Origin of the sequence: Variovorax sp. LjRoot290 (genome assembly GCF_964253985.1) — a bacterium.
In the GTDB taxonomy this organism is placed as follows: Bacteria; Pseudomonadota; Gammaproteobacteria; order Burkholderiales; family Burkholderiaceae_C; genus Variovorax.
This window is the reverse complement of the sequence record NZ_CAXURW020000001.1, coordinates 2,053,119-2,070,869: the sequence shown is the minus strand read 5'-3', so window position 1 is coordinate 2,070,869 and position 17,751 is coordinate 2,053,119. Positions and strand designations below refer to the sequence as shown.

Below are 17,751 nucleotides of genomic sequence, written 5' to 3'. Positions count from 1 at the left end.
CTCCGAGGCAACCTCGACGTTCCGAGAAAAAATGTCCATCCACGCCGCTCTCCACCACGTCACCCACTACAAGTACGACCGCCCGGTGCAATTGGGACCGCAGGTGATCCGCCTGCGCCCCGCGCCGCATTGCCGCAGCAACGTGATCTCGTATTCGTTGCGCGTCGAGCCCGAGCAGCACTTCATCAACTGGCAGCAGGACCCGTTCGCGAACTACCAGGCGCGGCTGGTGTTCCCCGAGAAGACGCGCGGGTTCAAGGTCACGGTCGACCTCGTGGTCGAGATGGCGGTCTACAACCCCTTCGACTTCTTCCTCGAGCCGCAGGCCGAGAACTTCCCTTTCAAGTACACCGAATCGCAGGCGCAGGAACTCGCGCCCTACCTCGTGGCCGACCCTGCCACGCCGCTGGTCGCGGCCTACCTCGAGAAGATCGACCGCAAGACGAAGCGCACCATCGACTTCCTCGTCGGCCTCAACCAGCAGGTGCAGAAGGACGTCGGCTACCTGATCCGCATGGAGCCCGGCGTGCAGACGCCCGAGCAGACGCTGGCCAATGCCTCCGGTTCCTGCCGCGATTCGGGCTGGCTGCTGGTGCAGCTGTTGCGCCATTGCGGCCTGGCGGCGCGCTTCGTTTCGGGCTACCTGATCCAGCTCACGCCCGACGTGAAGGCGCTCGACGGCCCCAGCGGCACCACGGTCGACTTCACCGACCTGCACGCCTGGTGCGAGGTCTATCTGCCCGGCGCCGGCTGGATCGGGCTCGACGCCACCTCGGGCCTGATGGCCGGCGAAGGCCACATCCCGCTGGCCTGCACGCCCACACCTTCGAGTGCGGCGCCGATCGAAGGCGCGGTCGACGAGGCCGAGGTCGAATTCGCCCACGAGATGAAGGTCACGCGCATCCACGAATCGCCGCGCGTGACCAAGCCCTATACCGACGATCAATGGGCCGAGGTGCTGGCGCTCGGCGAGGCAGTCGACGCGCGCCTGAATGCCGGCGACGTGCGCCTCACGATGGGCGGCGAGCCGACCTACGTCGCCACCAGCGACCGCGACGCGCCCGAATGGAACACCGATGCGCTCGGCCCGACCAAGCGCGGCTACGCGACCGAGCTCGTGCACAAGCTGCGCGCCGAATACGGCCAGGGCGGCTTCCTTCATTTCGGCCAGGGCAAGTGGTACCCGGGCGAACAGCTGCCGCGCTGGGCGCTGTCGATCTTCTGGCGCGCCGACGGCCAGCCGCTGTGGCACAAGCCCGAGCTCTTCGCCGACGAACGCACGCCCACCCACTACACGAGCGAAGACGCGCGCCGCTTCACCAGCGCGCTCGCGCACAAGCTCGGCCTCACCGACCGCTTCGTGCAGCCCGGCTACGAAGACGTCTACTACTACCTCTGGCGCGAGCGCCGGCTGCCGGTGAACGTCGACCCCTTCGATTCGAAGCTCGACGACGAGCTGGAACGCGTGCGCCTGCGCCGCGTGTTCACGCAGAAGCTCGATGCGGTGATCGGCTACATGCTGCCGATCGAGGCCGCGAACGCCGACACCGATGCGCCCGCGCTCGCCGGGCCGGGCTGGAAGACCGGCCCCTGGTTCCTGCGCGACGACCGCATGTACCTGGTCCCCGGCGATTCGCCGATGGGCTACCGCCTGCCGCTCGATTCGCAACCCTGGGTCAGCAAGGGCGACTATCCCTACCTGGTGGAGCGCGACCCCACCGCGCCGCGCGCGCCGCTGCCCGCCTCCACCCTCTTCCGTGCGCGCTATGAAGGCGGGCTCGCCGGCGCGCCGGTCGATCTGGGCGCCGTGCCCTACGACTTCGGCGTACCGCAGCAGGCGCCGTCCGCGCTGCGCTTCCAGGCCGCGCACGGCAACCCGGCGGCGGCACGCGCTGCCGCGGCCTCCTCCGATCCGACCACGACCCGCGAGCCGCGGCGCGGCGAATCGGCCCACTGGATCACGCGCAGCGCGCTGTGCGTGGAGGTGCGCGACCCGCGCCGCGCCAACGGGCCGGCGGCCGAGAAGGTGGGGAGCGCCTCGGGCGTGCTCTACGTGTTCATGCCGCCGCTGGCGCGGCTGGAGGATTACCTCGATCTCGTCGCCGCGGTCGAAGCCACGGCCGAGCAGCTGGGCGTGCAGATCGTGATCGAAGGCTACCCGCCGCCGCGCGATCCGCGCCTCAAGATGCTGCAGGTCACGCCCGACCCCGGCGTGATCGAGGTCAACATCCATCCCGCGCACAACTGGCGCGAGCTGGTCGATCACACCGAGTTCCTCTACAACGCGGCCTTCGAGACGCGCCTGTCGGCCGAGAAGTTCATGACCGACGGCCGCCACACCGGCACCGGCGGCGGCAACCACTTCGTGCTGGGCGGCGCCACGCCGGCCGACAGCCCCTTCCTGCGCCGGCCCGAGCTGCTCGCGAGCCTCTTGCTCTACTGGCACAACCACCCGTCGCTGAGCTATCTGTTCTCGGGCATGTTCATCGGCCCGACCAGCCAGGCGCCGCGCGTCGACGAGGCGCGCAACGACCAGCTCTACGAGCTCGAGATCGCGCTCAGGGAAATCGCGCGCAACCGCGAGATCCACGGCCAGAACATGCCGGCCTGGATGGTGGATCGCACGCTGCGCAACATCCTGGTCGACGTCACCGGCAACACGCATCGCAGCGAGTTCTGCATCGACAAGCTCTACTCGCCCGACTCCGCCACCGGCCGCCTCGGCCTGCTGGAGCTGCGCGCCTTCGAGATGCCACCGCACGCGCGCATGAGCATCGCGCAGCAGCTGCTCCTGCGCGCCTTCATCGCCCGCTTCTGGGACGAGCCCTACAAGGCACCCGCCACGCGCTGGGGCACCGAGCTGCACGACCGCTTTCTCTTGCCGACCTTCGTCAAGATGGATTTCGAGGACGTCATCAGCGAGATGCGGCAGGCCGGCTTCGCCTTCGATCCGGACTGGTTCGCGCCGCATTTCGAGTTCCGCTTCCCGCTGGTGGGCCAGGTCCAGGCCATGGGCGTGGAGCTGTCGCTGCGCAACGCCCTCGAGCCCTGGCACGTGATGGGCGAGGAAGGCTCGGCCGGCGGCACGGTGCGCTATGTCGACTCCTCGCTCGAACGCATCGAGGTGCGCGTGACCGGCCTCAACGAAAGCCGCCACGTCGTCACCGTCAACGGCCAGGTGCTGCCGCTGCAGCCCACCGGCACGGTCGGCGAATTCGTGGCCGGCATCCGCTACAAGGCCTGGAATCCACCCTCGGCGCTGCATCCCAGCATCGGCGTCCATGCGCCGCTCACCTTCGACCTGGTCGACACCTGGATGAAGCGCTCGCTCGGCGGTTGCCAGTACTTCGTCGCGCATCCGGGCGGGCTCAGCTACGAGAGCTTCCCGGTCAACGCCAACGAGGCCGAAAGCCGGCGCCATTCGCGCTTCTCGCGCATGGGCCATACCCCCGGCCTGCTGCGCACGCCACCGGCGACGATCGAACTTGCTGCAAGCCGCGAGTTCCCGTTCACGTTGGATTTGAGACGAGGATGAGCCCACCCCCAGGCTTCGCGCACTTCGTGTCGCTCTCGCCAACCCCCTTGCAGGGGGCAACACCAGCGGCCCGGCAAAGCCGGTTCCGCGGAGTTCCTGGAATCATCGCCCACCGCCCCATCGCGATGACGCCGATGTGACAATCGGCACATCTTGGACCCACTGAACGAATCCCTTTTCGACGCCCAGGCGCTGGAAGCGCCCGCCGAGCTGGCCTCGGCGCTCGCCCCGCCGGCAGCGCCGGGCCACTTCGACGAGCTGCGCGGGGCCGCGACGCCGATCGCGGCCCCGCGCGTTGGCGGGCCCTCCCAGCCGGCGCCGCTGTACGAGGCTTCGTCCGCGCCACCCGCGGTGCATGCTGAAGAGGCCTCTGCGCGCGAGCGCCCGCCGCTGGCGCCCGCCTGGGCCGATTTCTTCGAGCAGCTGGGCGCCGCCGGCTTCAACGACCTGCCGCGGCGCGCGGTCAGCCTCGAGCGGCAGATCCGCGACAACGGCGTCACCTACAACGTGTACGCCGATGCCGACGGCCCGCAGCGCCCTTGGTCGCTCGACCTCTTCCCGCTGATCGTCTCGCCCGAGAGCTGGGCCCAGATCGAGGCCGGCGTGCTGCAGCGCACGCGCCTGCTCGACCGCGTGATGGCCGACGTCTACGGGCCGCAGCAGCTGCTGGCCGAGGGCCTCTTGCCGCCCGCGCTGGTGCACGGCCATCCGGGCTACCTGCGCGCGATGCACGGCGTCAAGCCGCCCCGCGACACCTGGCTGCACATCGCCGCCTTCGACCTGGCGCGCGGACCCGACGGCAACTGGTGGGTGGTGTCGCAGCGCACACAGGCACCCTCGGGCCTGGGCTACCTGCTCGAGAACCGGCTCGCGATCGCGCGCCAGTTTCCGCAGGCCTTCGAAGCGCTGCACGTGCAGCGCCTGGCCGCGACCTACCACGCGATGATGGAAGGCCTGCAGCACATGTGCCCCGCCGGCCAGCCGCCGCACATCGCGCTGCTCACGCCCGGGCCCTACAACGAAACCTATTTCGAGCACGCCTACCTCTCGCGCTACCTCGGCGTCACGCTGGTCGAAGGCAGCGACCTCACGGTGCGCGACCAGCGCCTCTACCTCAAGACGCTGCAGGGCCTGCGGCCGGTGCACGGGCTGATCAAGCGGCTCGACGACCAGTACCTCGACCCGCTCGAACTGCGGCCCGACTCCACGCTCGGCGTGCCGGGCCTGCTGCAGGCGATCCGCGCCGGCAACGTGCTGGTGGCCAACATGCCGGGCTCGGCTTTCCTGGAGTCGCCCGCCCTGCTCGGCTTCCTGCCGGCGCTGGCGCGCCGCCTGATCGGCGAGAAGCTGCGGCTGCCGGCCCTGCCCACCTGGTGGTGCGGCGAACGCGTCGCCATGGAAGCGGTGCTGCCGCAGCTCGACAGCTGCGCGATCAAGTCCACCTACCCCGGCGACGATTCCCACACCAGCTTCGACGCCGTGCTCGGCAGCCGCATGGGACGCCGCGCGCTCGACGAATGGGCCGGGCGCATCGTGCGCCAGGGCGACGAGCACACGGTGCAGAGCTACCTGCCGCTGTCGCAGATGCCGACCTGGACCCAGGACCTCGGCCCCGGCCACATCGCGCCGCGCTCGGTGCTGCTGCGGGTGTTCGCGGTGAGCGACGGCGCAAAGTCGTGGCGGGTGCTGCCCGGCGGCCTGGCGCGGCTCGCGGGCGCCGATGCGCAGATCGCCTCGATGCAGCGCGGCGGCAGCAGCGCCGACGTCTGGGTGCAGACCCACGGTGAGGTCGACCGCACCACGCTGCTGCAGTCGCATGCGACGCCGGCATCGCTCGCGCGACACCGTGCGCCGGTCACCAGCCGCGCGGCAGAGAACATGTTCTGGCTCGGCCGCTACACCGAGCGTGCCGAGAACGCGGTGCGCCTCGCGCGGCTCACGCTCGACCTGCTCGGCGGCGAAGACCAGTCCTCGCCGGCGCTCCTGGCCTGGCTGCATCGCCTGGCGCTGCGCAATGCGCTGGTGCCGCGCGATGTGCCGACCATCCCGAAGTCGCGCCGCGTGTTCGAACGCGCATTGATCGCGGAGCTGGGCGACGTCGAAAAGGGCGGCAGCGTCGGCTACAGCCTGCGCTGCGTGCGCGAGGCCGCGGCCGCGGTGCGCGAGCGGCTGTCGCAGGACAACTGGAACCAGATCGTGCGCGCCGAAGCCGAATTCCTGCGCCGCTCCGCCGAGCAGGCCGGCGAAAAGGGCGAAGGCAGCTACGCGAGCGCCGGGGCGCTGCGCATGCTCGAATCGACCAGCGCCGCGCTCGCCGCAATGACCGGCGCCCAGACCGATCGCATGACGCGCGACGACGCCTGGCGGCTGCTCTCGATCGGCCGCCACATCGAGCGGCTCGCCTTTCTCTCCAGTTCGCTGGCGGCCGGTCTCGAGATCGGTTCGGTGCACGAGATGAGCGGCTTCGAGGCCATGGTTGCGCTGTTCGACAGCACCATCACCTTCCACGCGCGCTATCAGCAGCGGCGCGATGTCGCGACCCTGGTCGACCTGCTGGTGCAGGACGGCGACAACCCGCGTTCGCTGGCCTGGGTCACGCAAACGCTGCGCGGCCGCATCGCGCGGCTGGCGGGCAGCGCGCCGGGCAAGCTCACCGCCCTCTCGCACGAGCTGCCCGATCCGGCCACGTGGACACTCGAACATCTCTGCGAAGCCGGACTCGACGGACGCCATCTCGCGCTCGAGGATGTGCTCGAAAACTGCGAGACCGCGGCCTACCATGTGTCGGACGCCATCGGCATCCGCTACTTCACCCTCACGTCCGAGTCGCTGCGTTCGGTCGGTGCCTGATCATGTTGCTCCACGTCACCCACGAAACGCGTTATGCGTACACGCCGCCGGTCGAGACCGCGCAGCATCTCGCGCACCTGAAGCCGTTGGCCACCGGCTCGCAGCGCCTGGTGAGCCATGCGCTGGCGATCAGCCCCGAGCCCGCGCAGCGCGGCGAGTCGCCCGACGTCTACGGCAACACGCGCGCTTTCTTCGCGCTCGATTCGACGCACGAGGAACTGGTGGTCACGGCCGAGAGCGTGGTCGAGACCGGCCCGCCGGTGCTGTCGCCGGCGGCCTCGCTCGAGCTGCCCTGGGAAGAGGTGCGCGAGCGCTTCCGCTACGCCAAGGATCTGCCCTTCGATCCGGCCTCCGAATTCGTCTTCGCTTCGCGCTACGTGCCGCGGCACGACGACTTCGCCGCCTACGCGCGGCCCAGCTTCGCGCCCGGCCGTCCGGTGTTCGACGCGGCCATGGACCTCACGCTGCGCATGTACCGCGACTTCGTCTACGACACCGAGAGCACCGAGATCAGCACGCCGGCGATCGAGGCGCTGGCGCAGCGCCATGGCGTGTGCCAGGACTTCGCCCACATCATGATCGCCTGCTTCCGCACGCTGGGCCTGCCGGCGCGCTACGTGAGCGGCTACCTGTTGACGCAGCCGCCGCCCGGCCGCCCGCGGCTGGTCGGCGCCGATGCCTCGCATGCCTGGGTCTCGGTCTACCTGCCCGGCGCCGACGGACCCGGCGACTGGGCCGAATTCGATCCGACCAACGGCCGCCAACCCGGCGAGGACTACGTGGCGCTGGCCATCGGCCGCGACTATTCCGACGTTTCGCCGATGCGCGGCGTGCTGCACGGCGGCGCGCGCCACACGCTCGACGTCGGCGTCACGGTGCAGCCACTCGAAGAGCTGCGGGCCGAGGCGCAGCAAGCGGCGCTGTCGCAAGCGCAGACACAGACGCAATCACAATCGCAATCTCAATCGCAATCCCAACAAGACGAGGATCCTTCATGAGTGTTTACGACAAACTTTCCAGCCTCGGCATCACGCTGCCACCGGTCTCGGCCCCCGCCGCCGCCTATGTGCCCTATGTGCAGACCGGCAAGCTGGTGTTCCTCTCCGGCCATATCGCCAAGAAGGACGGCAAGCCCTGGGTCGGCCAACTCGGCGCGACGCTCGGCACCGAAGAAGGCAAGCAGGCTGCGCGCGCGATCGCGATCGACCTGCTCGGCACGCTGCAGGCCGCCATCGGCGACCTGAACAAGGTCAAGCGCATCGTCAAGGTGATGAGCCTGGTCAACTCGGTCGGCACTTTCACCGAGCAGCACCTGGTGACCAATGGCGCCAGCGAATTCTTCGCCGAGGTCTTCGGCCCCGAGAAAGGCGCGCATGCGCGCAGCGCCTTCGGCGTGGCGCAGATCCCGATGGGTGCCTGCGTCGAAATCGAGCTGATCGCGGAAGTCGAGTGACGCCGCGGGAGGCGGCGCCCTCGCCGTCAAGCCGCTGACCGTACCTCCGGCCGCGGCCCGCGGCCCAGCATGGCGACCACGGCCGTGGCCACCAGCACCAGCGCGGCGCTCAGGAGCATGGTGCTCGAGATGCCGTAGCCGTCGACCGTCACGCCACCGATCAGCGCGCCCGACGCGATGGCGACCTGGAATCCGCTCACCAGCAGCGCCTGCCCGGTCTCCTGCGCGTCGGGCACGGCTTCCATCATCCAGGCAGTCAGCGAGACCGGGATCAGACCGAAGGCCACACCCCAGACGACCACCACGGCTGCGCCGGCCACGATCCCGCTGCCGGCCACCGTCGACAGCAGCAGCGCCGCTGCGAGCAGCACCGTCGCCAGCAGCGTGGTGCCGCGCACGCTGCGCGCCACCAGGCTGCCGCCGACGAAGGTGCCGATGAAGCCGGTCGCGCCATAGACCAGCAGCAGCGCCGTCACCGCGCCCGGCGCCAGCCCGAAGGTCTGCTGCAGCAGCGGCGTGAGGTAGGTGTAGGCCGCGAAATGCCCGGCGATCAGGAACAGCACCGCCAGCAATCCGACCTGCGCCATGCGGCGCGTGAGCGGCGTCAGCAGGTCGCGCGGGCGAATGGCGCGCGCCGGCGGCATCGCCGGCAGCAGCCAGATCTGCGCTGCCAGCACGACCGCCGCGAGCAGCCCCGTCACCGCGAAGGCCGCACGCCAGCCAGCGAAGTTGCTGATGAAGGCGCCGGCCGGCACGCCGAACACGGTGGCCGCCGAAACGCCTGCCAGCACGAGCGACATGGCGCGCGCCTTCGAAACATCCGGCACCAACTGCGTGGCGGCGCCCGGCGCAAAGGTCCAGAAGCCGCCGATGCAAAGGCCGAGCAGGAAACGCGCGACCAGCATGGTCGCGAAGTTCGGCGCGAAGGCGGCCAGCAGGTTGGATGCAACCAGCAGCGCGGAGAGCGCGATCATCACGGTCCGCCGGTCGAGACGGCCCGAGGCGACGATCAGCGCCGGCCCGGCGAAGGCGGCCAGCACGCCCGGCATCGTGACCATAAGGCCGGCCGTGCCGTCGGTGACGTTCATGCCGGCGGCGATGTCCGTCAGCAAGCCGATCGGCAGGAATTCCGTCGTGACCATCGAGAAGGTGCCGACGGCGATGGAGCCGACCGCGAGCCAGGCGGAACGGGGGGTTTCGGTGGTTTCAGAGACGGAGGGCAGCGCATCGGCGCATGAGGTGCAGGGTGCATTCATGGATGGGGAAGCCTTGGAAGGAGCCGCGGCGCGGTGCGTCGAGGCTTGTTGCAGTGCGAGGTGGTGAGTTTGAAGCCGCATCGACGGCGTCAAAGGCCCCCAGGGGAAGTTCTCCGTTTCCCCTTTGCCAACAATCGAAAACGTCAGGCCGAACCCGACGAACCTCGCACAACCAGCTCGCCAGGCAGCAGCAGCTGCCGCGGTGGCCCTTCGAGGCCGCGCAGGCGTTCGATCAGGCAGGTCGCCGCGGCGCGGCCGATGGCGTCGGTGGGTTGCGCGATGGCGCTGAGGCCCGGTCCGATCAAGGGCGCCCATTCTGGATCGTCGAAGCCCACGAAGCCGAGTTCCTCGCCGAAGCGCCAGCCCAGGCGCGCCATGGCCGAGGCCACACGCAAGGTCACGACCGCATTGCCGGCCAGCACCGCCGCACGCCGCCCGCGCTTGGCTCGCTTGTGCAGGGCGCGCAGCGCGGCATCGAGCGCATCGCCGTCGTCGCCGGTGCTCTCGAACACCTGGCCCGCGACGCGCGGCTCGTGGGCCGCGATGCAGTCGCCAAAAGCGGCGGTGCGCTCGCGCCGCGAGCTCACGCCCTTCAGCGGCTCGGTGATGTAGAGCAGCTCGCGGTACCCGCCCTCGACGAGGTGGCCGCAGGCGGCCTGCATTGCCGCGGGGTTGTCCAGCGACACGAAGTCGGTGTGCATGCCGGTATGGCGGCGATCCACCAGCACCGCGGGCTTGCCATGCAGCGCGTCGGCATCGATCAGCCCTGCGCCGCGGCCCAGCGTGTTGAGGATGAAGCCGTCCACCTGGTAGCCCGCGAGCGCATCGATGGCCTCGCGCTCGCGGTCGATGTCGTTGCCGAGGTTGAACAGCATGACCAGGTAGCCGGCGTCCTGGCAGGCCTTCTCGGCGCCGCGCAGCACCGCGACCGAGTAGGGGTTGGTGATGTCAGCCACGATCAGGCCGATCAGGCGCGAGCGGCCGTGGCTCAGGGCCTGCGCCATCGGGCTCGGCGTGTAAGCCAGCTGGGCGACCGCGGCCTCGACGCGTGCCGCGATGTCGGGGCTCAGCAGGCGCTCGCGGTGGTTGAGAAAGCGCGAGACGGTGGCCTTGGAGACGCCCGCCGCCTTGGCGACGTCTGCAATCGTTGCTTTGGCCGGGCGCTGCATGGGCGGTCGCGCGTTCAAGCGAAGGCCGTGTCGTAGACCGCCGCCGGCCGCTCGCCCGCGAGCGCTTGCAGCAGGTTGGTGGTGGCCAGTTCGGCCATCGCATGCCGCGTCTCGTGCGTGGCGGAGCCGATGTGCGGCAGCGGTGTCACGCGCGGATGGGTGGCGAGCGGCGAATCCACGGGCAGCGGCTCGGTCGCGAACACGTCGAGGCCGGCGGCGCGCAAGCTGCCCTGGTCGAGCGCGGCGAGCAGCGCGTGTTCCTGCACGGTGGCGCCGCGGCCGCCGTTGATGAAGATGGCGCCCGGCTTCATGAGAGCGAACACGCGCTCGTCGATCATGCCGCGCGTGCTGTCCGACAGCGGCAGCATCGCGACCACGAAGTCGGCGCGCGCCAGCAGATCGTCGAGCGGCGTGTGCATCGCGCGCCCCAGCAGCTCCGGCGACTGAGCAGCCAGATCGACCGGGCGCCTCGCGTGGTAGAGCACCGGCATGCCGAAGCCCAAAGCGGCACGGCGCGCGATGGCCTGCCCGATGCGGCCGAAGCCCAGCAGGCCCAGCGTCTTGCCGTGCACGTCGAAGCCGAACAGATCCTCGCCGATGTTCCCGGTCCAGCGGCCCTCGCGCACGAGGTTGGAGAGCTCGACCACGCGGCGGCTGGTTGCCATCAGCAGAGCGAACACGGTGTCGGCCACCGTCTCGTCGAGCACGCGGGGCGTGTGGCACAGCATGATGCCGCGCGCATGCAGGGCAGCCAGCGCGTAGTTGTCGACGCCGACCGAAACGCTGGAGATCACTTCGAGCTTGGGCGCGCGTTCGAGCAGCGCATCGTCCACCGGATAGCTCGAACCGATCAGCCCCTGGGCCAGCGGCAGCACGGCCTCGAAGGCCTCGCGCTCGGCCGCGATGCGCGGATTGGCGACCGTGACCTCGTGCACCGCCTGCAGGCGGGCGAGCTGGTCGTCAGGCAGTTCGCGAAAGACCAACACCTTCTTGCGCATCACAGCCTCGCTTCGTTCAATTGCGCCCGCGTCGGCAGGCCTTCGGTATCGCCCAGCACCTGCACGGCGCGGGCGCCGATCCAGGCAGCGCGGCGCACCGCCTCGGGCACCGTCCTGCCTTCCAGCAGCGCGCTGACCACGCCGACCGCGAAGCCGTCGCCGGCGCCCACGGTATCGATCACCTGCGCCACCGGGAAGCCGTCGATACGCCCGGTGCCGGCCACATCGCCGTCATAGTAGGCTCCCTCGGCGCCGAGCTTGACCACCACCAGCTTCGCGCCGAGCCCGCGATAGAAATGCGCCACGCCCTCGGGCGTCGTCTCGCCGGTGAGCAGCAGGCCCTCTTCCATGCCGGGCAGCACCCAGTCGGCGCGGGCCGCGAGGTCGTTGATCGAACGCCGCATCACCTCGGTCGACGCCCACAGCGTGGGCCGCAGGTTGGGATCGAAGGAGATCGTGCGGCCGGCCGCGCGCATCACCTCCATGCTCTTGATCGCGGCCTGCAGGCTGGTGTCGGAGATGGCCGCGAACACGCCGGTCGCATGCAGGTGCCGCGCGGAGCGCAGCCAGGCCTCGTCAACATCGGCCGGGCCCATGTGGCTCGCGGCCGAACCCTTGCGGTGGTATTCCACCGGCGGGTCGCTGCCGTCGGTCACGCGGCCCTTGAACTGGAAGCCGGTGCGCTGCGTCGGGTCGCTGATCACGTGCGAGCAATCGATGCCTTCGCCCTGCATGGTGGCGAGCAGCGCGCGGCCCATCGAATCGGTGCCGAGCCGGCTGGCCCAGCCGACCTTGAGGCCCAAGCGCGCGAGGCCGATCGCGACATTGGTTTCGGCACCGGCCGTGCGCTTGTGGAAGGCGGTGGCGTTCTCGATCGGGCCAGGCTGGTCGGCCACCAGCAAGAGCATGGCCTCGCCGAAGAGCGCGGCGTCGAAGGCAGGGTTTGTCATGTTCGCAATGCTCGGATATGCGCAACCTGGTCGCGCGTGATGGCGAGCAAATCGTCGCCGATCAGAGGGTATTCGATTGCGTGCGGCACCTCGGCCGGCAAGGCGCGCAGCACGGCGCGCCAGGGCGCGGCGGATTCGGCCAGCGGCACTGCGACCCATTTGGCCGGCAGGCGCTGAACCCCCTTGCAATGCACGTAGCGCACGCGCGGGGCCAGCGCCTGGGCCGCCTGCAGCGGGCATTCGCCGATCCAGTGCCAGTTGCCCATGTCGAAGGTCATGCCGAGATCGAGCCCGGCATGGTCGGCCGCATCGAAGAAGCTTTGCAGCGCGGGCAGCGTGCCGGCCGACACGGTCTGGTCGTTCTCGATCACGAGTTCGATCGGCGTCTCGGCAAGCCGCGAGCGCAGGCCGGCCAGCGCGCCGTGCGAGGACGCGCGAAAGTCGCCGATGGCCATCTTGAGCCGGCGCGCGCCCAGCATGGTCGCGGCGGCGAGGCCGCGCGCGAGTGCAGCGCTGTCGAGCAAGCCACCCTCGGCCCAGAGACCTTCGGGACTGGAGTAGACCGAAGCAAGGCCCGCGAGCGCAGGCAGTTCGGCCGCAGGATCGCGCAGCAATTCGCCGCGCACCTCGACGCTGTCGGCGCCGGCCGCCATGGCCAGTTGCGCACACCACAGCTGGCCGTGCCGCCCCACCTCGGCCGCGCCGAAGGACGACAGAGAGATCAGTACTTGAGGCATCGCTCAGTGTGCTTGATGCGAGCTGAGAATTTGGCCGAGGAATTGGCGCGTCTTCTCGTGCTTCGGGCTGCCGAAGAACTCGCCCGGCGGCGCCTGTTCGACGATCTTGCCGTCGGCCATGAAGATCACGCGGTCGGCCACGCTGCGCGCAAAGCCCATCTCGTGCGTGACGCACAGCATGGTCATGCCGTCCTCGGCCAGGCCGATCATGGTGTCGAGCACCTCCTTGACCATCTCGGGATCCAGCGCCGAAGTGGGCTCGTCGAACAGCATGATCTTGGGCGACATGCACAGCGCACGCGCGATCGCCACGCGCTGCTGCTGGCCGCCGGACAGCTGGCTCGGGTACTTGTGCGCCTGCTCGGGAATGCGCACGCGCGTGAGGTACTTCATCGCCACCTCCTCGGCCTCTTCCTTGCTCATGCCGCGCGAGCGCATCGGCGCCAGCGTGCAGTTCTGCAGGATCGTGAGGTGCGGGAACAGGTTGAACTGCTGGAACACCATGCCGACCTCGGCGCGCACCGCGTCGACGTTCTTGCCGCCGGCGGTGAGCTCGATGCCGTCGACCACGATCTTGCCCTTCTGCACCGTCTCTAGCCGGTTGATGCAGCGGATCAACGTCGACTTGCCCGAACCCGAGGGCCCGCAGATCACGATGCGTTCGCCGGTGCGCACCGAGAGATCGATGTCGGTCAGCACCTGGAAAGTGCCGTACCACTTGTTCACCGCCTCGAGCCGGATGATCGATTCCGTGCCGGCGTGGGTCGTGACTGCGTCCGTCATGGGGCTTAGTTCAATTTCGGCAGATCGGTCTGGAGCCACTTGTTGTAAAGCTTGTTGAGCTCGCCGTTGGCCGTGTTCTTCTGCACGAACTCGTTCACGTTCTTCAGCAGGTCGTCCTGGCCCGGGCGCATCGCCACCGCCATGGCCTGCTGCACCAGCGTGAACTTGTTTTCGAAGGTCTTGGGCGGCACCCGCTTGGCGATCTGCGCCGCCACCGTGACGGAGCAGCCGATCGCATCGACCTGGCCCGACATCAGCGCCTGCATGGCCGAGGCGTCGTCGTCGAAGCGGCGGATCTCGGTGCCTTCGGGCGCGGCCTTGGTCACCGCCACGTCCTGCGTGCTGGCGCGGGCCACGCCCACACGCTGGCCCTTCAGGTCGGCCGCGCTCTTGATGTTGGTGCCGGTCTTGCCGTAGAGCACGATGGTCGCGGCCGCGTAGGGCTGCGAGAACTGCACCTGCTTGGCACGTTCGGGCGTCACGGCCAGCGAGGCGACCAGCAGGTCGACCTTGTTGGTGAGCAGGAAGGGAATGCGGTTCGGGCCGGTGACCGGCACGATGTTGGCTTTCACGCCCCAGTCTTTGGCCAGCAGCTTGGCGACGTCGGCGTCGTAGCCGTCGGGTTCGTTCTTGGCATTGGTCGTGCCGTAGGGCGGGAAGTCGACCAGCATGCCGATCGTGATCTCGCCCTTCTTCTTGATGTCGGCCATAGTCTGGGCCGATGCGAAGGGTGCGAAGGCGGTCAGTGCGGCGCCGAGGCCGAGCGCTGCGACGGCCGCACGGCGGGTGGTGAAGAAGGTCATGTCGAAGTCTCCTGGGTTGAGGACAGAAACGAAAAGAGAAACAAGCTCAGCGCGCGAGCGCCCGGGCGCGCCGGCGTTCCATGCGCGCGGCCGCCAGCGACAGCGGCCAGCAGATGACGAAGTAGATCGCCGCCACTGTCGTGAACACGTAGAGCGGCTGGAAGGTCGCGTTGTTGATGATCTGGCCGGCGCGCGTGATCTCGGTGAAGCCGATGATCGCGGCCAGCGAAGTGCCCTTGATGATCTGCACCACGTAGCCCACGGTCGGCGGCAACGCGATCTTGAAGGCCTGCGGCAGCACCACGTCGCGCATGCGGCTCGCGTAGCCGAGGTTGAGCGCCTGTGCTGCCTCCCACTGGCCGCGCGGAATGGCCTCGATGCAGCCGCGCCAGATCTCGCCGAGGAAGGCCGCGCTGTTGAGGACGAGCGCCACGCCGGCCGCGATCCACGGGTTGATATCGAAGCCGAGCACCGGCGCGCCGAAGAAGATCAGGAAGAGCTGCAGCAACAGCGGCGTGCCCTGGAAGATCTGGATGAAGCCGGTGGAAAGAAGACGCGCGGTCTTGCTGTCCGAGGTGCGGGCCAGCGCGATCACGAGCCCGAGGATGGCGCCGCCTACGAAGGCGATCAGCGACAGCGCCAGCGTCCACTTGGCCGCTTCGAGGATGAACAGGAACTCTGGATAACCGAAGGTACGCATGGTGGTCAGCGCCGATCCGGATAGTTGAGGGTGCGCCGGTAAATCAGCTTGAACAGCGCCGAGAACGCGAGCGCCAGCGCCAGGTAGATGGCGGCGACCACGATGTAGATCTCGAAGCTGCGGAAGGTCTGCGACTGCAGGTTGGCGGCGACCGAGGTCAGGTCGTCGGCCGAGATCACCGACACCACCGCCGAGCTCAGCATCAGCAAAATGAACTGGCTGGTGAGCGCGGGGTAGATGGCCTTGAGCGCCGGCTTGATGATGACGAAGCGGAAGATTTCCCAGGGCTTGAGGTTGAGCGCCCTGCCCGCCTCGATCTGGCCCTTGGGAATCGACTCGATGCCGGCGCGGACAATCTCGGCCGCATAGGCGCCGAGGTTCACCACCATCGCGGTGAGCGCGGCCGTGTAGGGCGACCAGCGCAGCCCGATGGCCGGCAGCGCGAAGAAAAAGAAGAACAGCTGCACCAGGAAGGGCGTGTTGCGGATCACCTCGATGTACGCGTTCACGATGAAGCGCAGCCAGCCCGGCCCCGAGGTTTTGCCCCAGGCGCAGAAGATGGCCACCACCAGGCCCAGCAGCGTGGCGACGAGCGAGAGCTGGATGGTGATCCAGGTGCCTTTCAAGAGCAGCGGCCACGCGGCAAAGACAGCGTCGAACTGGAATTGGTAGTTCACGGGGGAGACAAGTTCGGGATGGTGCATCCCGCTCTGGAGACAAGACTTCGATGCGAGGGAACGAAGTGTATGAAACCGGTTTCAGCACCACATCAGGGATTTCCCCTAGTCGGCCTTCTGCCTACACTCGCACGATGCTGACCACCACCCTGCCGGACACCGCGACACGGGGCGAAAGTGCGGGCGCCGCGCCCACCGTGCGCCATCTGCGCCAGGCCCTGTTGTGGCCCCTGCGGCTGATGCCGACGACGCAGCCCCGCCACGCGCACCGCAGCCCCTGGGACGTGCTGCACGAGCTCGGCGACGCTTCTCCCTGGCGCGAGGAGATCGACGAGTACACGGGCGACAGCGAGCGCTTCCACGAGCGCCACTACAACGAGTTCGTGAGCTTCCTGCCCTACGTGCAGCGCTTCCTCTACGGCGAAGGCCGCGCGCGGCGCCAGTCCGGGGGCCCCGACGGCGGCGACTCGCCGATGCGCATCTTCCGCCGGCGCGACATCGCCGCCGTGCGCGTGGTGGCCCGGCCCGGCGATTCGCCCGTCGTGCTGCAGGTGGTGCATGTCGACCTGTACTTCTTCTACGACGTCGACGTGGTGCTGCTCAACATGGAGGTCGGCGCCGACCACCTGAGCCTGCCGCTGGCGCAGGAAATCCTCTACCGCTTCGGCCGCGCCTATCCCGGAGGCTGGGATGCCCAGGGCGCTGCGCTGCATTGCATGCACAGCGTCGAGTGGCTGGGCAGCGACGGCAGCGTGCTTTCGAGTTCCGACGTGCAGAACCGCGAGGCCTTTCTCTCGCATGTGGCCGAGCACCGCGCGCCGCGCATTGCCGCGCACTGGGCCTGGCTGATGCAGCCGCTGGTGAGCGACCATTCGGAGCAGCCGGGCGAGCTGCGCTTCCGCCAGCTCGAGTACTACCGCATGCCGGTGATGGCCTACCTCTCGCTCGACGACCCGCGCCGGCTCTCGCGCAACGACTTCGTCCGCCTGGCCCTGGTCACGGGCGCGGCCGAGCCTGCGGTCGGCGGCGCCGGCCCCCTGCCTTATGCCGAAGAGCACGTGGCCGACTTCGAGCAGAAATACTGCTACGACCGCTTCTGGGTCGATGCCGGCGCCGCGCCCTACACGCGCTACATGTGCAACGGCCGCGCGCTCATCGTGGTCGGCGACGCGCACTCCGAATTCTTCTGCTGCCGCGACCGCGGCGTGCTGGCGCAGTTCCGGCACCAGCACTTCCTGCTGTTCCTGATCGCGCATTTCCAGAAGGCCGCGCTGCTGATGTTCTCCGATCGCCTGGTCGAGGCGCTGCGCATGCTCAACATACACGACGTGGCCAGCGTCAAGCGTTTCAAGCGCGCGATCCGCACAAGCTTCGAGGGTTTTCTTCGCTTCACGCACCGCTACTGGTTCCACGAGATCTCGGAACAGGCGCAGGTGCGCGCGCTGTCGCACCTGTGCACCACGCACCTCGGGCTCGATCCGCTCTACGAGGAGGTCAAGGTGCGCATCGCCGACATGAACACGTATCTCGACGCCGACAGCCTGCGCCGCCAGGCCAACACGGTGGTGCGGCTCACGGTGGTCACGCTGTTCGGCCTGATCGGCACCATCACCACCGGCTTCCTCGGCATGAACCTGCTGGCCGAGGCCGAGGCGCCGCTGGCGCGCAAGCTGGTGTGGTTTGCCGTGGTGGGCGTGCTGACCACCTGCCTCACGGTCTACACCATGGTCAAGTCGAAGCGGCTGTCGGACTTTCTGGATGCGCTCTCGGACGAGCGCCATACCTTCCGCACCAAGCTGGCGGTGCTGATGCGGGTCTGGCGGCCGGGGTCGGACTAGGG

The 17,751-nt window shown here is 68.9% G+C and carries 14 protein-coding genes; 5 read left to right on the top strand and 9 right to left on the bottom strand.

Annotated elements, in window-relative coordinates; translation table 11 throughout:
* Positions 1-31: 31 nt before the first annotated feature.
* From ACSQ9A_RS10500 to ACSQ9A_RS10485, 4 genes are all read left to right on the top strand, one after another.
* Positions 32-3,535 (top strand): DUF2126 domain-containing protein, encoded by a 3,504-nt coding sequence (locus ACSQ9A_RS10500; protein ID WP_436303599.1) that lies wholly within the window; start codon positions 32-34, stop codon positions 3,533-3,535.
* 153 nt (positions 3,536-3,688) lie between these two features.
* Positions 3,689-6,385, top strand: a complete 2,697-nt coding sequence (locus tag ACSQ9A_RS10495) for a circularly permuted type 2 ATP-grasp protein (RefSeq protein ID WP_436303598.1) — start codon at positions 3,689-3,691, stop codon at positions 6,383-6,385.
* A gap of 2 nt (positions 6,386-6,387) precedes the next feature.
* Complete coding sequence (locus tag ACSQ9A_RS10490) at positions 6,388-7,383, top strand: transglutaminase family protein (protein WP_436303597.1); 996 nt, start codon at positions 6,388-6,390, stop codon at positions 7,381-7,383.
* Positions 7,380-7,838 (top strand): RidA family protein, encoded by a 459-nt coding sequence (locus tag ACSQ9A_RS10485; RefSeq protein WP_436290574.1) that lies wholly within the window; start codon positions 7,380-7,382, stop codon positions 7,836-7,838. The genes ACSQ9A_RS10490 and ACSQ9A_RS10485 overlap by 4 nt, the downstream gene beginning before the upstream one ends.
* Before the next feature lie 26 nt (positions 7,839-7,864).
* Here the strand turns inward: ACSQ9A_RS10485 and ACSQ9A_RS10480 are convergent, their stop codons facing one another.
* The 9 genes from ACSQ9A_RS10480 to ACSQ9A_RS10440 form a co-directional block, all read right to left on the bottom strand.
* The gene (locus ACSQ9A_RS10480; protein ID WP_436303596.1) at positions 7,865-9,094 is read right to left on the bottom strand and encodes an MFS transporter; all 1,230 of its coding nucleotides are present in this window, start codon (positions 9,092-9,094) and stop codon (positions 7,865-7,867) included.
* Between the two features lie 143 nt (positions 9,095-9,237).
* A complete protein-coding gene (locus ACSQ9A_RS10475; RefSeq protein ID WP_436303595.1) occupies positions 9,238-10,263 on the bottom strand; it encodes a LacI family DNA-binding transcriptional regulator in 1,026 nt (341 codons plus the stop codon).
* A gap of 14 nt (positions 10,264-10,277) precedes the next feature.
* Positions 10,278-11,261 carry a 2-hydroxyacid dehydrogenase gene (locus tag ACSQ9A_RS10470; protein WP_436303594.1) on the bottom strand — a complete coding sequence of 328 codons (984 nt, stop codon included), beginning with the start codon at positions 11,259-11,261 and terminating at the stop codon, positions 10,278-10,280.
* Positions 11,261-12,211 (bottom strand): sugar kinase, encoded by a 951-nt coding sequence (locus tag ACSQ9A_RS10465; protein WP_436303593.1) that lies wholly within the window; start codon positions 12,209-12,211, stop codon positions 11,261-11,263. The genes ACSQ9A_RS10470 and ACSQ9A_RS10465 overlap by 1 nt, the downstream gene beginning before the upstream one ends.
* The gene (locus ACSQ9A_RS10460) at positions 12,208-12,948 is read right to left on the bottom strand and encodes a sugar phosphate isomerase/epimerase family protein (RefSeq protein ID WP_436303591.1); all 741 of its coding nucleotides are present in this window, start codon (positions 12,946-12,948) and stop codon (positions 12,208-12,210) included. Before ACSQ9A_RS10460 ends, ACSQ9A_RS10465 begins: the two co-directional genes overlap by 4 nt.
* 3 nt (positions 12,949-12,951) lie before the next feature.
* A complete protein-coding gene (locus ACSQ9A_RS10455) occupies positions 12,952-13,731 on the bottom strand; it encodes an amino acid ABC transporter ATP-binding protein (RefSeq protein WP_436303590.1) in 780 nt (259 codons plus the stop codon).
* Positions 13,732-13,736: 5 nt separating this feature from the next.
* The gene (locus tag ACSQ9A_RS10450; RefSeq protein WP_436303589.1) at positions 13,737-14,534 is read right to left on the bottom strand and encodes a transporter substrate-binding domain-containing protein; all 798 of its coding nucleotides are present in this window, start codon (positions 14,532-14,534) and stop codon (positions 13,737-13,739) included.
* Between the two features lie 46 nt (positions 14,535-14,580).
* Positions 14,581-15,234, bottom strand: coding sequence for an amino acid ABC transporter permease (locus ACSQ9A_RS10445; RefSeq protein ID WP_093102599.1), 654 nt, complete (start codon positions 15,232-15,234; stop codon positions 14,581-14,583).
* A 5-nt stretch (positions 15,235-15,239) separates the two neighbouring features.
* Positions 15,240-15,911, bottom strand: a complete 672-nt coding sequence (locus tag ACSQ9A_RS10440; RefSeq protein ID WP_093102689.1) for an amino acid ABC transporter permease — start codon at positions 15,909-15,911, stop codon at positions 15,240-15,242.
* A 134-nt stretch (positions 15,912-16,045) separates the two neighbouring features.
* On the opposite strand from ACSQ9A_RS10440, the gene ACSQ9A_RS10435 reads away from it, so the two are divergent.
* A complete protein-coding gene (locus ACSQ9A_RS10435) occupies positions 16,046-17,749 on the top strand; it encodes a hypothetical protein (RefSeq protein ID WP_436303588.1) in 1,704 nt (567 codons plus the stop codon).
* The last annotated feature ends 2 nt before the right edge of the window (positions 17,750-17,751 follow it).